Here is a 16,486-nt window from a genome sequence, read left to right on the forward strand (position 1 = left end):
TACAACCGCGCGAGAGTGCGGAGACGAGGCCAATGACCCATAGCCCACCTACCTTTCGAGTGAAGCTGGCGGAAACAGACAAAGAGTTACGCGCAGCACAACGATTGCGTTACGAGGTCTTTGTGGAAGAGTTGGGTGGCGATGGACCGCTTGTTGATCATCAGGCGCGGCTGGAGTGCGACAGGTTCGATCCGTTCTTCGATCATCTCCTGCTTCTGGATCAGTCTAAAAATGATTGTGTGGTAGGGGTTTACAGGCTGCTACGTGACGACCAAGCGGCCCGTATCGGTCAGTTTTACTCCGAGGATGAATATGACCTCGCGGCGCTCAAATCCAGTGGTCGGCGGTTGATGGAGCTTGGGCGATCGTGCCTGGCCAAAACCTATCGCGGGGGGCCGGGCATGTACCACCTATGGAGTGGTCTGGGGCGCTATGTGACCGATCACAGGATTGAAATCCTTTTTGGGGTCGCCAGTTTTCACGGTACGGATGTTGCCCTTCTCTCCGAACCACTCAGCTTGCTGCATGCGCGTCACTTGGCGCCAGAGGCGCTCCGTGTTCGGGCGCGTGCCGAGCATTTTCAACGAATGGACCTGGTTTCGAATGACGATCTGGATCACCGCGCGGCCATGAAACAAGTACCGGCCCTGATAAAGGCCTATCTTCGGCTTGGCGGGTATGTCGGCGACGGGGCCTTTGTGGACCATCAATTCAATACGACGGACATTTGTCTCATTGTCGACATGGACCGCCTGACGGAAAAGCAAAAAATAATTTATCAACAAGGGGTTGGCGTTTGAACTTCACGTGGAGATCAGAGGCTGATCCGCCCGAATTCCACATCTCGCCCTGTGGGTGGCTTCGCATTGCTCTGCGGGGCAGCGCGATTTTTGCGCTGATCCTCATCGGGGCCGTTGCGAGCCTCGTGTTGCGGCTTGTGGAACAGCCGCTGTACGGGTTGAACAGACCATGGACACCGTATGTCACTCAAGCGGTCTGTCGGGCCTTTTTCCGCATCCTCGGGTTGCGCCGTGAGGTGATCGGAACGCCCATGACCTCGGCGGGTGCTGTCGTCTCGAACCACGTGTCGTGGCTGGATATTTTTGCGCTGAACGCGTGCAAGCGCGTGTATTTCGTCTCCAAGTCAGAGGTCGCGGGTTGGCCCGGCATCGGGGCGTTGGCGCGGTTGACCGGGACGGTTTTCATCGCGCGAGACCCAAAACAGGCGAGGACGCAGACTGATGTCTTTGAAGCGCGTCTTTTGGCAGGGCATAAACTGCTGTTTTTTCCGGAAGGCAGCTCAACGGATGGAATGAGAGTTCTTTCTTTTAAATCAACGCTTTTTCAGGCGTTCTTCAGCGAACATCTTAAGCACGATATTCAAGTACAACCCGTATCGGTCGTTTACGTCGCACCACCTGATCAAGATCCGAGGTTTTACGGCTGGTGGGGCGATATGGATTTTGGCTCTCACTTGCTACGGGTCTTGGCCGTGCGGCGACAGGGACGTGTCAGGATTGTCTACCATTCCCCTGCAAAGGTTGAGGAATTCGGAAACAGAAAGACGCTTGCGGCCTGGGCTGAGAGCCGGGTAAGGACGGGTATGCCCGAAACGTGTCAGGGGCAGTGAGCGCCGCTTGCGGACCCGGACAACCTCAGCGCATCGCGGCGACAAGACGGGCAAGCGCCGCCGCCGGATCATCCGCTTGCCAGATCTCCTCGCCGAAAGCGAAAAAGTCCGTCACGGGCGTGAGTTGCGCAACCAGCTCGACGGTTAGCGCACCCTCTGCCACGACCGGCAACTCGATCATCTTTGACCACCAGTCAAAAAGGTCAGTCCCGGCGCGGTTGCCATCGTCAAGCGCGGTCGCGCCAACGGGTCCGAACGAGACGTAGTCGGCGCCAGCCTCGCCTGCTGTCATGCCATCATGGCGCGATGTGCCGCAGAAGCAGCCGACAATGGCATCTTCGCCCAGTTCCTTGCGCGCGGCTCGCACCGAGCGGGCGGCGTCGGGCAAATGCACGCCATCGAGCCCCAACCGTTCGACGAGCATCAGGTGGCTGTCGATCACGAGGGCCACGTCGCGGGCATGCGCCACCTCGCGGCAGGCGTCGGCGGCGCGCGCGATCCGATCCTCGTCGCGGGTCGTGAGGGCAAGACGGATGCACCCGACGTCATGGCTGTCGAGCACACGCGCCAGAGCGTCTGGAAACGTGCTGAGTTCGAAATCAGGTGGGGTGACGAGATATATCTGTGGCTGCTCTGTCTCGGCCATTTTGGGCTCTCCTGATTGATTTTGCCCATATAACGCGGAAGACATGGTTTTACCATCGCCTAAGCGCGGTCTTTTGCTTGCTTGAAAGATCCTGATAATCGGCCCGCCGTCGGGGCGGCTGAGGCATAATTGGCCCCTAGAAAGCCTGTGAGCGGCTCTCTATCTTGGGGGAAAGCGGGCAAAGGGGCAGGTCTTGGCGATAGCAGGCATGGCAGATGACTTGGTGCGCGGCATCGAGGGGTTGGGCGGACGCGTGGGCGAGGCGTTTTTCGAGCCGGTGATCCGGGTCGGGGTCACCGGGCTTGCGCGGGCGGGCAAGACGGTATTCATCACCTCCCTTGTCGCCAACCTGCTGGATCGCGCCCGGATGCCCGGCCTTTTGGCCGAGGCCGAGGGCCGGATCTTGGCGGCATATCTCCAGCCTCAGCCCGATGTGACCTTGCCGCGGTTCGACTACGAGTCGCATTTGGCGGCGTTGACGGGACCGGCGCCACATTGGCCCGAAAGTACGCGCGCGGTTTCGGAATTGCGGCTGTCGCTCCGGGTGCGACCTGCCGGGCTGCTGGCCGGGATGACCGGGCCGCGCGTGGTGCATCTCGATATCGTCGATTATCCCGGCGAGTGGTTGCTGGATCTGGCGCTTCTCGACAAGAGCTATGACCAATGGTCGGGCGAGGTTCTGGACCGGATCGCGGGCCGGGCAGAGGCAGAGGCATATCTTGGGCAAGAGGCGCAGGTTGATGGTGCCGCCGCGCTGCAAGAACCTGCGGCGCAAGGGCTGGCCGAAAGCTTTACCGCGTATCTGCACGCGGCGCGAAAGGCCGGGTTTTACGATTGCACGCCGGGGCGGTTCCTTCTGCCCGGCGATCTGGCCGGTTCTCCGGTTGTGACCTTTGCACCACTGCGCGCAGGCGCGGCGGGCCGTGGCAGCCTGCGCGCCGAGATGGCGCGGCGCTATGAGGCCTACAAGCGTGAAGTCGTGCGCCCGTTCTTTCGGGATCACTTTGCGCGGATTGACCGGCAGGTGGTGCTGGTTGACGCGTTGGACGCGATCCACAAGGGGCCACAGGCCGTGGAAGACATGCGCCGCGCGATGGCCGAGATCCTCTCTACGTTTCGACCCGGGCGCAATGCATTCCTGACGCAGCTGTTGCTCGGAAAACGGGTGGAGCGCATTCTGTTCGCCGCGACCAAGGCGGATCACTTGCACCATGCGCAACACGGGCGATTGACAGGCATCATGGCCGCACTCTTGCGCGACGCACGGGACCGGGCGGAATTTGCCGGGGCAACGACTCAGTCCATGGCACTGGCCGCATTGCGCGCCACTGTCGAAGAGCAGGTGCGCCATGAAGGCGAGATGCTGGATTGCGTGCGTGGGCAGCTGTTGGAGACTGGTCGTCAGGCAGCATTTCATGCGGGCGAGTTGCCCGAGGATCCGGGACAGCTTTTGTCGCCGGCGAGGGCAGGGGCTACCGAATGGCTCGGGCGTGACTATCGCGTTATGCGATTTGCGCCCGCGCCCCTGAGCCTGCGCCCCGGCGAGGGGCCGCCGCATATCCGGCTTGACCGGGCCGCGCAATTCCTGATCGGGGACAGGGTGTGATGACCGCGCGCGCACAGTTGTGGCATTTGCCTAGTCTGGCGGTGATCCTGTGGAGTTTTACCCGCGCGACACCTTGGTTACCCCTGGTGCGCAGCCGTAGAGATGATCTGCGTGCCCTATCCCGCGTGATCCGCTGGGGTTGGGTGCGTGTGATACGCGAGCGCGGGTGTGTGGCAGGGTTCATCGTGCGGGACGGCGACGTGCTGCACGCGCTTTATGTACGTCCTGCGCACCGCGGGCGGGGCCTGGGCCATGCGCTGTTGACGGAAGCCAAGGCTGAGACCGATGCGTTGCGGCTATGGGTACTGGAGGCGAATGCGGCTGCGCGGACGTTTTATGAGCGGCAAGGCTTTGTCGAGACCGCGCGCAGCAAGGGCTTGGGCAATGACGAGGGGCTCCCGGATATTTTGATGATCTGGCGCAGCGAAGGAGAGCGCGCATGAGTGGCGAGGGCAAGGCGAAAGGGCCGGTGCTGATCGAGATGGATGAGGCCGTGGATGAGGGCCCCGATCGCGCGCCGCCGATACCGGACATGGCCGACGCCCCCGAGGGCGGGGCGATGCAGACGGTGATCGCGCGGGGCGCGGGTCAGGGGCGCGCGCCGTCGCGGTTGGGACGGCTGTTTTGGGGGCTTGCTCTGGGTCTGGTCAGCGTGGCTGTGTCGGTGGCGACCTGGGATTTCGCCATGGGGCTCATCGCACGCATGCCGATGCTGGGATATGTTGTCGCGGCAATGGGAGCGGGGTTGGTGATCGTTGCGTTGGTCATTGGCCTTCGTGAAGTCGCGGGGTTTGCAAGGCTTGGGCGGCTCGATGCCTTGCGCCGCGAGGCAACAGCGGCGCGCAGCGGCGAGGATCTGGGCGCCGCACGCGCCGTCGTGAGCAAGCTGCGCGCCCTCTATGAGGCGCGCCCCGAGGCGCGGTGGGGGCTGGAGCGTTTGTCGGCCCGAGAGGTCGAGCAATTCGATACGGAGGGTTTGTTAGGTCTGGCAGAGGCAGAGGTGCTGACGCCCCTCGACGCGTTGGCGGTGCGAGAGGTGGAATTGGCCGCACGGCAAGTCGCCATGGTGACCGCGCTTGTGCCTCTGGCGTTGGCCGATGTAATCGGTGCGGCACTGGCCAACCTGCGGATGATACGTGCCGTTGCCGAGATCTACGGCGGACGCGCGGGTGTTCTTGGCAGTTGGCGGCTTGCACGCGCGGTCATGACGCATTTGCTGGCCACGGGGGCCGTCGCGGTGGGAGATGACATGATCAGCAGCGTCGCAGGTGGCAGTGTCCTGTCCAAGCTGTCGCGGCGTTTTGGCGAAGGTATCGTGAATGGCGCTCTGACCGCGCGGGTCGGTGTGGCCGCGATAGAGGTTTGTCGGCCGCTGCCCTATGTCCGCGGCCAACGGCCGTCTGTCACAGGGGTGGTTCGGCGCGCGCTGACGGGGCTTTTTGCTCAAGGTTAAGTGAGACCTGCTCCCCGGCTGCAAGATTGCCTGTCTCTTTACCCGCGTCCGTAGAGTGAAAGACGCAGCAGGTGCGATTCAAGACGATCGGGAAAGTGTCAACTGGATCAAGGGGGTAAGTGGCGGACCGAGGAGGATTCGAACCCCCGACCCCTTGATTCGTAGTCAAGTACTCTATCCAGCTGAGCTATCGGTCCGTGAGGCCAGCATCTAGACTCTGGCGCAGAGCATTGCAAGGGCGTTTTGGCAGAAATCAGACCGGTTCGCCCAAATTTCCTTTGGGCAGAGTGATGCAAAACATGGTGCCGGTCTCGTCAGTGTGCTCGAGCAAGAGCGAGCCGCCGTGACCCCGTACCAGCTCTGCCGCGATGGTCAGGCCAAGGCCGGTGCCGCCCTTTGTGACGCCGCCCTGAAAGGGCTTGAAGAGGTGCTCGCGTGCTTTGGGGGGCAGGCCGGGCCCAGTGTCGGCAACGCGAATGATCCATGCGTCAGCATCTTCATCCGCGATCACGTCGATCTCGCCGGGTGCGCCGCTGTTGACGATTGCCTGACGGGCGTTGCGCACCAGATTGCCGATGACGCGATAAAGCTGTTCGGAATCCGCGCGCAGCATCAAGTCACCCGGCACATCTTCGGCAAAGCTGACGTCGGCATCCCCCGCAGCGAGCCGCTCGCTTTCGACAACGTCCGAGACAAGCTCTGCGAGGCGCAGGCGTGACAGGGTCGGGCCGGGCTCTTCGGCGCGGCCGTAGGCAAGCGTCGCTTCGCACAGGTGCACCGCACGGGTCAGCGAGTTGACCAGCTTGGGTGCGAGGCGTCTTACGGTAGGGTCTTCACTGGTTTCGATCCGGTCCGTAAAGAGTTGCGCCGAGGTAAGGATATTGCGCAGATCATGACTGACCTTGGCGACTGCGCCGCCCAATTGCGCCAAGTGCTCTTTTTGCTTGAGCGAGCCTGTAAGTTGGGTTTGCAGGGATTGTAGCGTTTCTTCCGCCTCTCGCAGTTCAAGGATACCGGAAGAGGGGGTAATGACCCGCCGGGCATCCTCGGGGGCATCGGCATAGGCTTGCATATTGCCCACCACCCGACGGATGGGGCGCACAAGAAAGCATTGAACCACCCAAAAGAGCAAGACGGCGGTAAATACCGAAATGACCAGTGACAGCCACAGAATGCGCAGGCCGTAGTCGATCATCGCGGCACGAAGCTCTCCGGTTTGCAATGTGATCTCGATGAGCAGGCCGCCCATGCGGACGGGCTGGCCGATCACGCGGATAACCTGCGAATCGGGGGTGGCAAGCCGCATCATCGCGTCGCGAATGAGGGTAAAGGCGGGCACGTCGCGCAAATCATAGGTTTTGGACACCGGTTGCGGGACCGGCGAGGACAGCACAAGTTGGCGCGCCTCGTCACGGCGCAGGACCACGTTGAACACGCCCGCGTTGCGCAATAGCTCCTCTTGCAGGTCGGGGTTCACCTCTTCATCGGCCAGCAGCACGAGCGACGCGATCTGCGCCCGCTCCAGACGCGTTAGAAGAAAATCCTCTCGAAAGCGGGCGATGGAGGGAACGAAAATAAGCACTTCGGCCAGCATCACGAAGATGGCCGTGAGGATCAGTAGCCGTCCGGAAAGCGTATTGAGCAAGCGTTTCCTCCTTTGGTCCGCAGCGCTCAGGGCAACCAGCGCTGAACGAAGCCGACGACACGTTTCACCGTAGGGCTGTCGAACAGCTTTGGCGAGAAATAGGCCCCGGCGACGCGCTTGTTGATCTCACCCAAGGTGGGATAGGGCGCCACCATGTTGGCGACGTGCTTCATCTTGAACCCGTTGGCGAGGATGAAGGCCCAGAGGTTGATCAGCTCGCCCGCCTGCGCGCCGGCAATCGACGCCCCCACGGGCCGCCCGCGCACCACCATCACCTTGATCAGCCCGTCGGTCTTGCGCTCGGCAATGGCGCGGTCGTTATGGGTGTAGGGAAAGCGCACCACGTCGAGATTGCCGCCATGTTCCTTGCGCGCGGCCTCTTCGGTGAGGCCGACATGCGCGATCTCGGGGTCGGTATAGGTGGCCCAAGGCACGTGATCGGTACGTTCCCTGGCGGGCAGGCCAAGCAATGCCTGCCGGATGATCAGCCCGGCGTGATAGCCCGCCATATGGGTGAATTGCAGCCCGCCCGCCACGTCGCCGATGGCGTAGACCCGACGGTTGGTGGTGCGCATCGAGGCGTCGACCTTGATGCCGCGTTTCGTGGTCTCGATCCCGGCGGCGTCGAGATTGAGGCTGTCGGTGTTGGCGCGGCGACCTACGGCCATCAGCAGATGCGTGCCCTTGAAGACGCGCCCGTCCTTGGCCTCGACCTCGATCGCGCCCGCCTTGCCGCGAATTTCCGAGGCCATGGCGCTTTCTTCGATGCCGATTCCCTCGGCCTTGAACCGGTCGATCACGACCTGTGCCAGTTCCGGGTCATCCTGACCCAGCACCTTGGCCCCCTCGATCACCGTCACGTCGCAACCCAACCGCCGATGCGCCTGTGCCATTTCCATGCCGATCGGGCCGCCGCCGATGATCAGCAGGTGACCGGGCTTTTCGCGCAGCTCAAAGATCGTTTCGTTGGTCTCATAGGGCACCGTGTCGAGCCCCGGAATGGGCGGCACGAAGGGCGACGAGCCGGTGGCGATGATCACCCGGCGCGCGGTGATCAGGTGATCGCCTGCCTTCACTTGCTTGGGCGAGATGAATGCGCCGTAGTCGCGGATCACCCGCACGCCGAGCCCCTCGAACCGTTCCTGGCTGTCCACCGGCTCGATCTGGGCAATGACACCGGCCACATGATCCTTGGCGGCGGCGTAATCCACATCCGGGGTCACATTCGCCACGCCGTATGGCGCGGCATGCGATTGCGCATAGGCCGCCTTGCCGCTGGCGATCAGCGCCTTGGAGGGCACACAGCCGTAATTCAGGCAATCGCCGCCCATCTTGTGCCCTTCGAGCAAGACCACGCTCGCCCCCATCTGCACCGCGCCCGCCGCGACGGACAGCCCGCCGGAGCCGGCGCCGATGACCAGCAGATCCGTCTTAATCTCTTGCATGCTCAAATGTCCTTCTTGCCACGAATGCTCTTGATCAGGATGGGGAGTGCTGCGAGCGCGCACAAGCCCAGGATCGGCCCGATGATCTGCGGCTCCCACAGGAGCGACAGGTCGGGACTGTCGCCACGGTCGAACACCTCACCCAGGCCAACGCCGATCCAGGTGAAGACAATGGCTCCGGGGATGATCCCCAGCACGGTGGTGATCGCGAAATTGACGAACCGCACGCCCACCAGCGCGGGCAGGAGATTGGCCACAAAAAACGGCACGGCGGGCACGAGGCGCATCAGGAACAGAACGCTGATCTCGTTGTCGTGCAGCCCGGCCTTGAGCCGCTTGAGTGTGCCCTCGGAGGTCTCGATGCGGGCGGCGAGCGTCTGCCCCAGACCCCAACGGGCGGCCAGAAAGATCGCGAAGGCCCCGAGCGAGGCGGCGAGCACGTTGAACGCTGTGCCCGACACGAGGCCGAAGAGAAACCCGCCTGTGACCGAGGCCACCGCCGCGCCGGGCAGCGAAAACGCCACGATCACGAAATAGATCGCGATGAAACTCAGCATCATCAGCCCGAAATTGGCGTCGCGAAAGGCCAGCAGCGCCTCGCGGTTGTCGCGCAGCGTGTCGAAGGTGATGTAGTCGCGCAGGGTGAAATAGCCGATGACGGCCACGGTGAGAATGATGGCAAGCGGCGCGTGTCGCGCCCAGCCTCCGGATTTCTGCTCGGTCGAATGCTGCATGCTGCTATCCATGATCCTGCTCGGGTTTGACTGCGTTGTCTTCTACTTGCACAGTCGCTTGCCGCTCTACCAGTGGCCTCACGTGGGGGTGAACGGGGGTGATGACCGGGACCTCTTTGCGCGGATATTTCGCATCGCTTGTAACATCATCGCACAGATCCCGCAGGATTTTGTTGCAGATACGCGTTGCAGGGGTTTGACTTGGCTGCGGACCGCTACTATAGAGCGGGCTTCGGATACATCAGGGCCGTGCGCGATTCCGATTGCGGCGTGACCCCAAAGTCGGAGACGGAGCGATGAAACGCACCTTTCAACCCTCGAACCTGGTTCGCAAACGCCGCCACGGGTTTCGCGCGCGCATGGCCACAAAGGCCGGCCGCAAGATCCTGAACGCACGTCGTGCGCGTGGCCGCAAGTCGCTGAGCGCGTAAGCGCAGCACATTGTGACGATCATGACACCGCCGGAGGCCCCTGACCGCAAGCCAGGGAACACGCCCCCGGCGGTTTCGTCATGCGCGCATGGTGGATTAAAGGTGCTGCGCAAACGCGCCGACTTTCTTGCCGCGGCCCGCGCGCGCCGGCAGGGCACGCCCGCGATGATGGTGCAGGGGCGCGACCGGCGAGATGATGACCCTTCGATCCGCGTGGGCTTTACCTGCTCCAAGAAGGTCGGCAACGCGGTCGCGCGCAACCGGGCCAAGCGCCGTCTGCGCGCCGTGGCGCGCGAGGTCTTGCACATCCACGGGCAACCCGGCTGGGACTATGTGCTGATCGGTCGTCCGGTTGAGACCGCAGCCCGGGACTACGGGGCGTTGCGGGAAGATCTCATACACGCGTTGAAGAAGCTGCGGGGCAGGGCGTGAGCCCGCTGGCGCGGTTCATGGCCTTGCCCATCAAGGGCTATCGCATGATTCTGAGCCCTTGGGTTGGCTGGCATTGCCGGTATCAGCCGACATGCAGCCAATATGCACTGGACGCGTTGGAGCGTCATGGTGCTGTCCGGGGCGGGTGGCTCGCGCTCAAACGCATCGCGCGCTGCAATCCTTGGGGGCGATGCGGGTATGACCCGGTTCCCGACAGAAAGGACGAGTGAGCCCCCCGTTTTCCTCAGAGCAGGTGACCGGATTTGGCGGCCTTTGTGGCAAGATAGGCGTGGTTGTGAATATTCTCGCCCAGCTTCAAGGGAACGCGCTCGACCACCTCGATATCATTTTGTTCCATCATCGCGATCTTGGCTGGATTGTTGGTCAATAGCCGCACCGCAGAAAACCCCATCAGCGTGAGAATGCGGGCGCCGATGCGGAAATCCCGTTCGTCATCCTCAAAGCCAAGGCGGTGATTGGCCTCGACCGTGTCGAACCCCTGATCCTGAAGGGAGTAGGCGCGCATCTTGTTGGCAAGGCCGATGCCGCGCCCCTCCTGGTTGAGATACAGCAGGACGCCGGTGCCCTCAGCCCCCATCTGGGCGAGTGCACCGCGCAATTGCGGGCCGCAATCGCATTTCAGGCTACCCATCAGATCACCGGTGAAACAGGCTGAATGCAGTCTTGCAAGAACCGGCGCGTGACGGTCTGGTTGCCCGATCTCTATTGCATAATGTTCCTCTCCGCCATTTTCGGGCCGGAAGATATGCAGCCGCCCGGCCTCGGACACTTCGAGAGGCAGTCGGGCACTGACCACGGGGTGCAGTGCGCTGGACTGTTCAAGCTCGGGGGCGACGTCGCGCGCGTCGAGCTGGGTCAGTCCGTTGCGCCGCGCAAATTCCACGCCGTCAGGCAATGTCAGAACAAGCGCGGCGGGCAGAAGCCGGGCGGATTTGACCAGTGAAAGAGCCAGCCTGTGCAGATCCGCAGCTCCTTCGCGTTCGGACGTGAGCGGCCCTTTCATGGGTGTCTTGAGATCGTCTGACGGATCTGCCACTGCCAGAATCCAGCCCAGCGACACGTCCGGTGGGAGTACGACCCGTGCAAGGTCTCCGTCATAGGCGCGCGCCTTGAGTGTCGCAGCCCGCCGCGCGGTGATTGCCAGGACAGGGCTGTGCCCGAGTGCACGCAGATCCGCGAGCCGTTGTGCATCGAGTGTTTCGGCGGCCATGACAAGTGCGGCCCCCCTTGATCCGGAGAGTACGACTGGCACGCCCATTCGCAGATCGGACCGGGCGCGCGCGGTGAGTTCTGTTATATCGGGGGCAAGTGTCATGCGGATACCATTTCGTGAGATGCGCTATATCTAGAGCTTTTTGTAACGAATGAAAAGAAACGCTCTCGCAGCAACACGTGGGCGTGAAAGTCGTGTTGCACATCTTGCCGCAAGCGATCCGGTGGCGCATGTTCCGGCAAAGGAAGGAAAACCACAATGGCACAAGTCAAGAAAATTCTTCTCGTGGATGACGATGATGATCTGCGCGAGGCATTGGGTGAGCAGCTTGTCGTGACAGAGGATTTCGATGTGTTCGAGGCGTCGAACGGCACCTCTGCGATGGGCAAGATCAAGGACATGATCTACGATCTTGTGATCCTTGATGTGGGTTTGCCGGATACGGACGGGCGCGAACTGTGTCGTCTGATGCGCAAGCAGGGGGTCAAGGCGCCCATTGTGATGCTGACAGGCCATGACGGCGACGCCGACACGATCCTCGGGCTAGATGCGGGAGCCAACGATTATATCACCAAGCCGTTCAAATTCCCGGTGCTTCTGGCGCGTATCCGCGCTCAATTACGTCAGCATGAACAATCGGAAGATGCGGTATTTCAGCTTGGGCCCTATACGTTCAAGCCAGCCATGAAGATGCTCATCACCGAAGATGAGCGCAAGGTGCGGCTGACCGAAAAAGAGGCGAATATTCTGAAGTATCTTTATCGCTCTACAGAGGGTGTGGTACCGCGTGACGTTCTATTGCACGAGGTCTGGGGCTATAATGCGGGGGTGACAACGCATACGCTGGAGACGCATATTTACCGATTGCGGCAGAAGATCGAGCCCGATCCGGGCAACGCTCGCCTTCTGGTAACCGAATCGGGTGGATATCGCCTTGTGGTGTAATGGCCACGGTTTGTTGACCTGTATCAAAGTCGTATCTGCGGATCAGGATTAATCTGCTATTATACTATTGTGTACGGTTAATACACGAACCTCCCTGTTGGACTGGCCCCGGCTTCGCGCCGGGGCTTTTTTCTGTCCGGGCTCGGGATTTTGGGGGCGCGGCCCCCGTCGCCGCGGGGCGGCGACTCCCCCGGGGATATTTATGGCCAGAAGAAACCGCGGCGCCGCGCAATCGCGGCTGGAAACGCGGCGCGCCTCGCTTTAGGGTCTGCGAGAACGCAGACAGGAGAGCACGCATGGCCTTTACCCTCGCCACATGGAACATCAATTCGGTCCGCCTGCGCGAGGGGCTTGTGGCGCGGCTGATGGAGGAGGAGAGGCCCGACATCCTGTGCCTTCAGGAGTGCAAGAGTCCGGTGGACAAGATCCCGTTGGAGCAGTTTCAGGCGCTTGGCTACAGCCACATGGTTGCGCGCGGGCAGAAGGGCTATAACGGCGTGGCGATCCTGTCGAAACTGCCGATCGAGGATGCGGGCGACATGGATTTCGCCTCATTGGGTCATGCCCGCCACGTGGCGGGGCGGCTGGAGAACGGGGTCACCATCCATAATTTCTATGTGCCTGCGGGCGGCGACGTGCCCGACCGCGAGAAGAACGAGAAATTTGGCCAGAAGCTGGATTACCTGACCGGGATGCGCGACTGGTTTCGCGACAGCCGCCCGGAAAAGGCGATCCTGGTGGGCGATCTCAATATCGCTCCACGCGAGGATGACGTCTGGTCGCACAAGCAGCTGTTGAAGATCGTCAGCCACACGCCGGTCGAGGTCGAGCATCTGGGCAACGCGATGGAGGCGGGCGGCTGGCATGACGTGACCCGGGCCGACATTCCCGAGGGCCAGCTATACAGCTGGTGGTCGTACCGCGCGCGAGACTGGGACGCCGCCGACAAGGGCCGCAGGCTGGATCATGTCTGGGCGAGTGGCGACATCCGCGCCGCCGCCCATGGCAGCCGTATCCTGCGCGAGGCGCGCGGCTGGGAAAAACCGTCGGATCACGCGCCGGTTTTCGCGCAATTCGACCTTTGAATCCGCGCCTCAGCCCCTCATATAGGGGCCAACACAAGGATGAAGGATAGTGACAATGCTTGAATTGGGTCAAGGACAGAACAAACCTGCGGCAGGCGAACTGGTCAAGGATGTCTCGGAGGCCACTTTTATGGCCGAGGTCGTCGAGGCGTCGCAGAGCGTGCCGGTGATCGTGGACTTCTGGGCGCCGTGGTGCGGCCCGTGCAAGACGCTTGGTCCGGCGCTAGAGGCGGCGGTGAGCAAGGCTGGCGGGGCCGTCAAGATGGCCAAGGTCAATGTCGATGAGAACCAGATGATCGCGGGTCAGTTGCGGGTGCAATCTCTGCCGACGGTCTATGCGTTCTGGCAAGGCCAGCCGATTGACGGCTTTCAAGGGGCGTTGCCGCCCTCGGAGATCGACGCCTTTGTTGCCCGCGTGGTCGAGGCCTCGGGCGGCGCGGCCGAGGGCGAAGGTGGTGGTCTGGACGAGGCGCTCGATGCCGCCGACGAGATGCTGGATCAGGGGGCGGTGACGGATGCCGCGCAGACCTATGCCGCGATCCTGCAAGAGGACGGGCAGAACGCCCGCGCCTTTGCCGGCATGGCGCGCGCGCAGATCGCGGCGGGTGATCTCGATCAGGCCGAGGCGATTCTGAACGGGGCTCCGGCGGAGATTAGCAAGGCGCCGGAAATCGAAGCTGCGCATGCGCAGCTTGCACTAGCGCGGCAAGCTGAAAACGCAGGGCCCGTTGGTGATTTGCGCGCCGCCGTGGAGGCCGATCCGGACAATCATCAGGCGCGGTTCGATCTGGCGCAGGCGCTTTATGCCAGCGGCCACGCGCAGGAGGCGGTGGACGAGTTGCTGGAGTTGTTCCGCCGGGATCGCGAGTGGAATGACGGGGCCGCCAAGGCGCAGCTTTTCACGATTTTCGAGGCGCTCAAGCCGAACGATCCGGTGCTGCTGAGCGGGCGGCGCAAACTTAGTTCGATGATATTTGCCTGAGCCGCGTGTCGGGCTAATTCAGCATCATGACATACAATCTCGATCTGCCTGAGATCATTCCGATTTTTCCTTTGCCGGGCGCGCTGCTTTTGCCGCGTTCTTGCCTTCCGTTGCATCTGTTCGAGCCGCGCTATCTTGCGATGCTTGACGATACGCTGAAAACGCCCGGTCGACTCATAGGCATGGTGCAGCCCAACCGTGTGCCGGGGCGCGAAGGTGGCACCGGCCTGCACAGCATAGGCTGCGTAGGCCGTGTGACGCAGTTCTCCGAGACTGAGGACGGACGTTACATGATCACCCTGACCGGTCTCTCGCGGTATCGGATCGCGGACGAGGTGGAGGGGTTTACGCCCTACCGACGTGCCAAGGTGTCTTGGGCGGGCTTCGAGCGGGACATGGGACCGGCGGACGGCGATCCCGGGTTTGACCGCTCCGCCTTCATGAACATACTCGCGCGTTATTTTCAGGCCCGTGAATTGCAGACGGATTGGGATTCTCTGAAAGAGGCCGAGGACGAGCTATTGATCAATTCCCTCTCGATGCTTCTCGGGTTCGAGCCGGAAGACAAGCAGGCCTTGCTCGAGGCGCCATCGCTGAGCACCCGCCGCGAGACGCTTGTGACGCTGATCGAGTATGCGCTGCGCGGTGGAGACAACGAGGATATCATGCAATGAGGGAGGATGCGCAGACACCTCCGGCGTTTGACAGGCGCATGCTGGAAGCGTTGATCTGTCCGCAGAGCCAAAACACTCTGGAATATGATGCCGCGACGCAGGAGCTGATCAGCAGGTCAGCGGCCCTGGCCTATCCTATCCGCAATGGTATTCCTGTCATGTTGATAGATGAGGCGCGGAAGTTGGATTAGTTCGCGCGTGTCGCGGTCAATTCAAAACCGACATCGACATCAAAGGCGAGCGATCCTTCATCGCTCACCCCATTTCCGATGTTGAACTCGCGTCGGTCCAGCGTAAGTGAGCCATTCGCCTGCGCAGTGCCGTCCTCGATCTTCAGATCGAAGGGCATCTCTACAGGAACGGATTGTGCCCGTATGGAGAGAGAGCCTTTGGCGACATGGCCGTTTGGCGTGCTCAGAATGTCAGCAGTGAATGTCGCTGTCGGAAATTCGCTCACCTTGAAGAAATCCGCACCCATGGCCTGCTTTGTGACCGAGCCGAGCGTCAGGGATTGAATGCCGACAGTCACATCGACGGTGCCATGTTTTCCTTGGGGGTCAGGTGTTTCGGAGTAGGTGATGTCGGCGGTCCATTCGCCAAAGCTTCCGGTCACGGATGAGCCCATCTGTTCTATCGTAAGCTGCAACTGACCGCTCTCGACCTGCCAGTCGCTCTCGACACTGGCCAGTTTCGCGCCGCTTGCTGTCTCCGACTCCGCGAACCAGCCAAGCGCCGTCGCTCCACCCATAGCACCTCCCCAAACGATGAGGGCCGCGATGAGGGGCAAGGCATGCCCGGGTTGGCGGGCGGTCGGTGTGGCGGGGGTTTGACCGGGCAACATGCGGCGCAGGGTGGCATCCCCGTCGAGAATATGATGTTTGGCAGCGCCGGCCGCATGCGCAAGCACGGCACCGCCGAGAACGAGCATGAAAATGAAATGCAAGGTCGAGGCAATCTGAGACAAGGAGTCTGATTTGGGTACCAAAGGCAGGGTCTGGCCGAAGGGCCACCAGATCGGGGCAAACCCCGAGGTTGCCGCATGATGGACCCAGCCGGACAGCGGGACGAGAACGAGCGAGCCATAGAGCAGCCAATGCACCGTCTCTGCGGCCCATGCCTCAAGCGGGCGGTCGCCATTCAACAGGCCCGGCTTTGGTTGCGTGATCGCCCACAGAATGCGGGCAAGCGCCACAAAGAAAATCCCAACGCCAAGCGTCTTATGCAGTGAAAAAAGAAATGCCGCACGCGCGATCAGGGTCTCTGTCGGGGCGGCCTCGACCTGGTGGGCCAGTTCCGTCGCCAACCAGCCAATCGGCAGGTTCGCTAAAATCAAGAGGGCCGTGAGCCAATGAAAACTCTTGGTCACGCGGCCATAGGTTGTTACGGAATTGGTGAGTGGCATCGAAGTTCTCCCGTCTGGTGCACGCAATGTAGCCGGATGTGACTGCTGCGCAATGATTGCCGGCGCACAGCGAGCCTGCATGTTTGCGCGAGGTTTCAAAGCCGTTGCCATGGCAGGCACGGCGATGTATCCGGGGGCACTT

19 protein-coding genes and 1 tRNA gene are annotated in these 16,486 nt (G+C 61.9%); 13 read left to right on the top strand and 7 right to left on the bottom strand.

The window, feature by feature from the left end:
• Window positions 1-32: 32 nt before the first annotated feature.
• On the top strand, window positions 33-800 hold the full coding sequence (locus Q0X85_RS11435; RefSeq protein ID WP_297772120.1) for a GNAT family N-acyltransferase: 768 nt from the start codon (window positions 33-35) through the stop codon (window positions 798-800).
• Complete coding sequence (locus Q0X85_RS11440; protein WP_297772121.1) at window positions 797-1,630, top strand: lysophospholipid acyltransferase family protein; 834 nt, start codon at window positions 797-799, stop codon at window positions 1,628-1,630. Before Q0X85_RS11435 ends, Q0X85_RS11440 begins: the two co-directional genes overlap by 4 nt.
• 25 nt (window positions 1,631-1,655) lie before the next feature.
• Here Q0X85_RS11440 and Q0X85_RS11445 read toward each other — a convergent pair whose 3' ends face one another.
• Window positions 1,656-2,276 carry a thiamine phosphate synthase gene (locus Q0X85_RS11445; protein WP_297772122.1) on the bottom strand — a complete coding sequence of 207 codons (621 nt, stop codon included), beginning with the start codon at window positions 2,274-2,276 and terminating at the stop codon, window positions 1,656-1,658.
• Between the two features lie 193 nt (window positions 2,277-2,469).
• Between Q0X85_RS11445 and Q0X85_RS11450 the strand changes: the two genes are divergently transcribed.
• Genes Q0X85_RS11450 through Q0X85_RS11460 form a run of 3 tightly spaced genes read left to right on the top strand, consistent with a single transcriptional unit; the run spans window position 2,470 to window position 5,335 of the window.
• Window positions 2,470-3,882 (top strand): YcjX family protein, encoded by a 1,413-nt coding sequence (locus tag Q0X85_RS11450; protein ID WP_297772123.1) that lies wholly within the window; start codon window positions 2,470-2,472, stop codon window positions 3,880-3,882.
• Window positions 3,882-4,325, top strand: coding sequence for a GNAT family N-acetyltransferase (locus tag Q0X85_RS11455; RefSeq protein ID WP_297772124.1), 444 nt, complete (start codon window positions 3,882-3,884; stop codon window positions 4,323-4,325). The genes Q0X85_RS11450 and Q0X85_RS11455 overlap by 1 nt, the downstream gene beginning before the upstream one ends.
• Window positions 4,322-5,335 (top strand): TIGR01620 family protein, encoded by a 1,014-nt coding sequence (locus tag Q0X85_RS11460; protein ID WP_297772125.1) that lies wholly within the window; start codon window positions 4,322-4,324, stop codon window positions 5,333-5,335. The genes Q0X85_RS11455 and Q0X85_RS11460 overlap by 4 nt, the downstream gene beginning before the upstream one ends.
• Window positions 5,336-5,455: 120 nt before the next feature.
• Here the strand turns inward: Q0X85_RS11460 and Q0X85_RS11465 are convergent.
• From Q0X85_RS11465 to Q0X85_RS11480, 4 genes are all read right to left on the bottom strand, one after another.
• A tRNA-Arg gene (locus Q0X85_RS11465) sits at window positions 5,456-5,532 on the bottom strand.
• Window positions 5,533-5,588: 56 nt separating this feature from the next.
• Window positions 5,589-6,980 carry a HAMP domain-containing sensor histidine kinase gene (locus Q0X85_RS11470; RefSeq protein WP_297772126.1) on the bottom strand — a complete coding sequence of 464 codons (1,392 nt, stop codon included), beginning with the start codon at window positions 6,978-6,980 and terminating at the stop codon, window positions 5,589-5,591.
• 26 nt (window positions 6,981-7,006) lie between these two features.
• Window positions 7,007-8,425, bottom strand: a complete 1,419-nt coding sequence (locus Q0X85_RS11475) for an FAD-dependent oxidoreductase (RefSeq protein WP_297772127.1) — start codon at window positions 8,423-8,425, stop codon at window positions 7,007-7,009.
• 2 nt (window positions 8,426-8,427) lie between these two features.
• A complete protein-coding gene (locus tag Q0X85_RS11480; protein ID WP_297772128.1) occupies window positions 8,428-9,159 on the bottom strand; it encodes a VTT domain-containing protein in 732 nt (243 codons plus the stop codon).
• Window positions 9,160-9,455: 296 nt separating this feature from the next.
• Here Q0X85_RS11480 and rpmH point away from each other — a divergent pair, with 296 nt between their 5' ends.
• The 3 genes from rpmH to yidD are packed head-to-tail and all read left to right on the top strand — an operon-like array spanning window position 9,456 to window position 10,252.
• The gene (gene rpmH, locus Q0X85_RS11485) at window positions 9,456-9,590 is read left to right on the top strand and encodes a 50S ribosomal protein L34 (RefSeq protein WP_012177012.1); all 135 of its coding nucleotides are present in this window, start codon (window positions 9,456-9,458) and stop codon (window positions 9,588-9,590) included.
• 21 nt (window positions 9,591-9,611) lie between these two features.
• On the top strand, window positions 9,612-10,022 hold the full coding sequence (gene rnpA / locus Q0X85_RS11490) for a ribonuclease P protein component (protein WP_297772129.1): 411 nt from the start codon (window positions 9,612-9,614) through the stop codon (window positions 10,020-10,022).
• Window positions 10,019-10,252, top strand: a complete 234-nt coding sequence (gene yidD / locus Q0X85_RS11495) for a membrane protein insertion efficiency factor YidD (RefSeq protein WP_297772130.1) — start codon at window positions 10,019-10,021, stop codon at window positions 10,250-10,252. The genes rnpA and yidD overlap by 4 nt, the downstream gene beginning before the upstream one ends.
• Window positions 10,253-10,266: 14 nt before the next feature.
• Here yidD and ribA read toward each other — a convergent pair whose 3' ends face one another.
• Window positions 10,267-11,358, bottom strand: coding sequence for a GTP cyclohydrolase II (gene ribA / locus Q0X85_RS11500; RefSeq protein WP_297772131.1), 1,092 nt, complete (start codon window positions 11,356-11,358; stop codon window positions 10,267-10,269).
• Between the two features lie 156 nt (window positions 11,359-11,514).
• Here ribA and Q0X85_RS11505 point away from each other — a divergent pair, with 156 nt between their 5' ends.
• The 5 genes from Q0X85_RS11505 to Q0X85_RS11525 all read left to right on the top strand — a co-directional run bounded on the left by Q0X85_RS11505 (window position 11,515) and on the right by Q0X85_RS11525 (window position 15,133).
• Window positions 11,515-12,201 carry a response regulator transcription factor gene (locus Q0X85_RS11505; RefSeq protein WP_297772132.1) on the top strand — a complete coding sequence of 229 codons (687 nt, stop codon included), beginning with the start codon at window positions 11,515-11,517 and terminating at the stop codon, window positions 12,199-12,201.
• Window positions 12,202-12,497: 296 nt separating this feature from the next.
• Window positions 12,498-13,286 carry an exodeoxyribonuclease III gene (locus Q0X85_RS11510; RefSeq protein ID WP_297772133.1) on the top strand — a complete coding sequence of 263 codons (789 nt, stop codon included), beginning with the start codon at window positions 12,498-12,500 and terminating at the stop codon, window positions 13,284-13,286.
• Between the two features lie 55 nt (window positions 13,287-13,341).
• Window positions 13,342-14,268 carry a co-chaperone YbbN gene (locus Q0X85_RS11515; protein ID WP_297772134.1) on the top strand — a complete coding sequence of 309 codons (927 nt, stop codon included), beginning with the start codon at window positions 13,342-13,344 and terminating at the stop codon, window positions 14,266-14,268.
• 26 nt (window positions 14,269-14,294) lie between these two features.
• The gene (locus Q0X85_RS11520; RefSeq protein ID WP_297772135.1) at window positions 14,295-14,942 is read left to right on the top strand and encodes an LON peptidase substrate-binding domain-containing protein; all 648 of its coding nucleotides are present in this window, start codon (window positions 14,295-14,297) and stop codon (window positions 14,940-14,942) included.
• A complete protein-coding gene (locus Q0X85_RS11525) occupies window positions 14,939-15,133 on the top strand; it encodes a Trm112 family protein (protein WP_297772136.1) in 195 nt (64 codons plus the stop codon). The genes Q0X85_RS11520 and Q0X85_RS11525 overlap by 4 nt, the downstream gene beginning before the upstream one ends.
• Here Q0X85_RS11525 and Q0X85_RS11530 read toward each other — a convergent pair.
• Window positions 15,130-16,344: a cytochrome b/b6 domain-containing protein gene (locus tag Q0X85_RS11530; RefSeq protein ID WP_297772137.1), complete on the bottom strand. Its 1,215-nt coding sequence runs from the start codon at window positions 16,342-16,344 to the stop codon at window positions 15,130-15,132. The genes Q0X85_RS11525 and Q0X85_RS11530 overlap by 4 nt on opposite strands.
• Between the last annotated feature and the right edge of the window lie 142 nt (window positions 16,345-16,486).

This window comes from uncultured Roseovarius sp. (assembly GCF_947259555.1).
Taxonomy (GTDB): domain Bacteria; phylum Pseudomonadota; class Alphaproteobacteria; order Rhodobacterales; family Rhodobacteraceae; genus Roseovarius.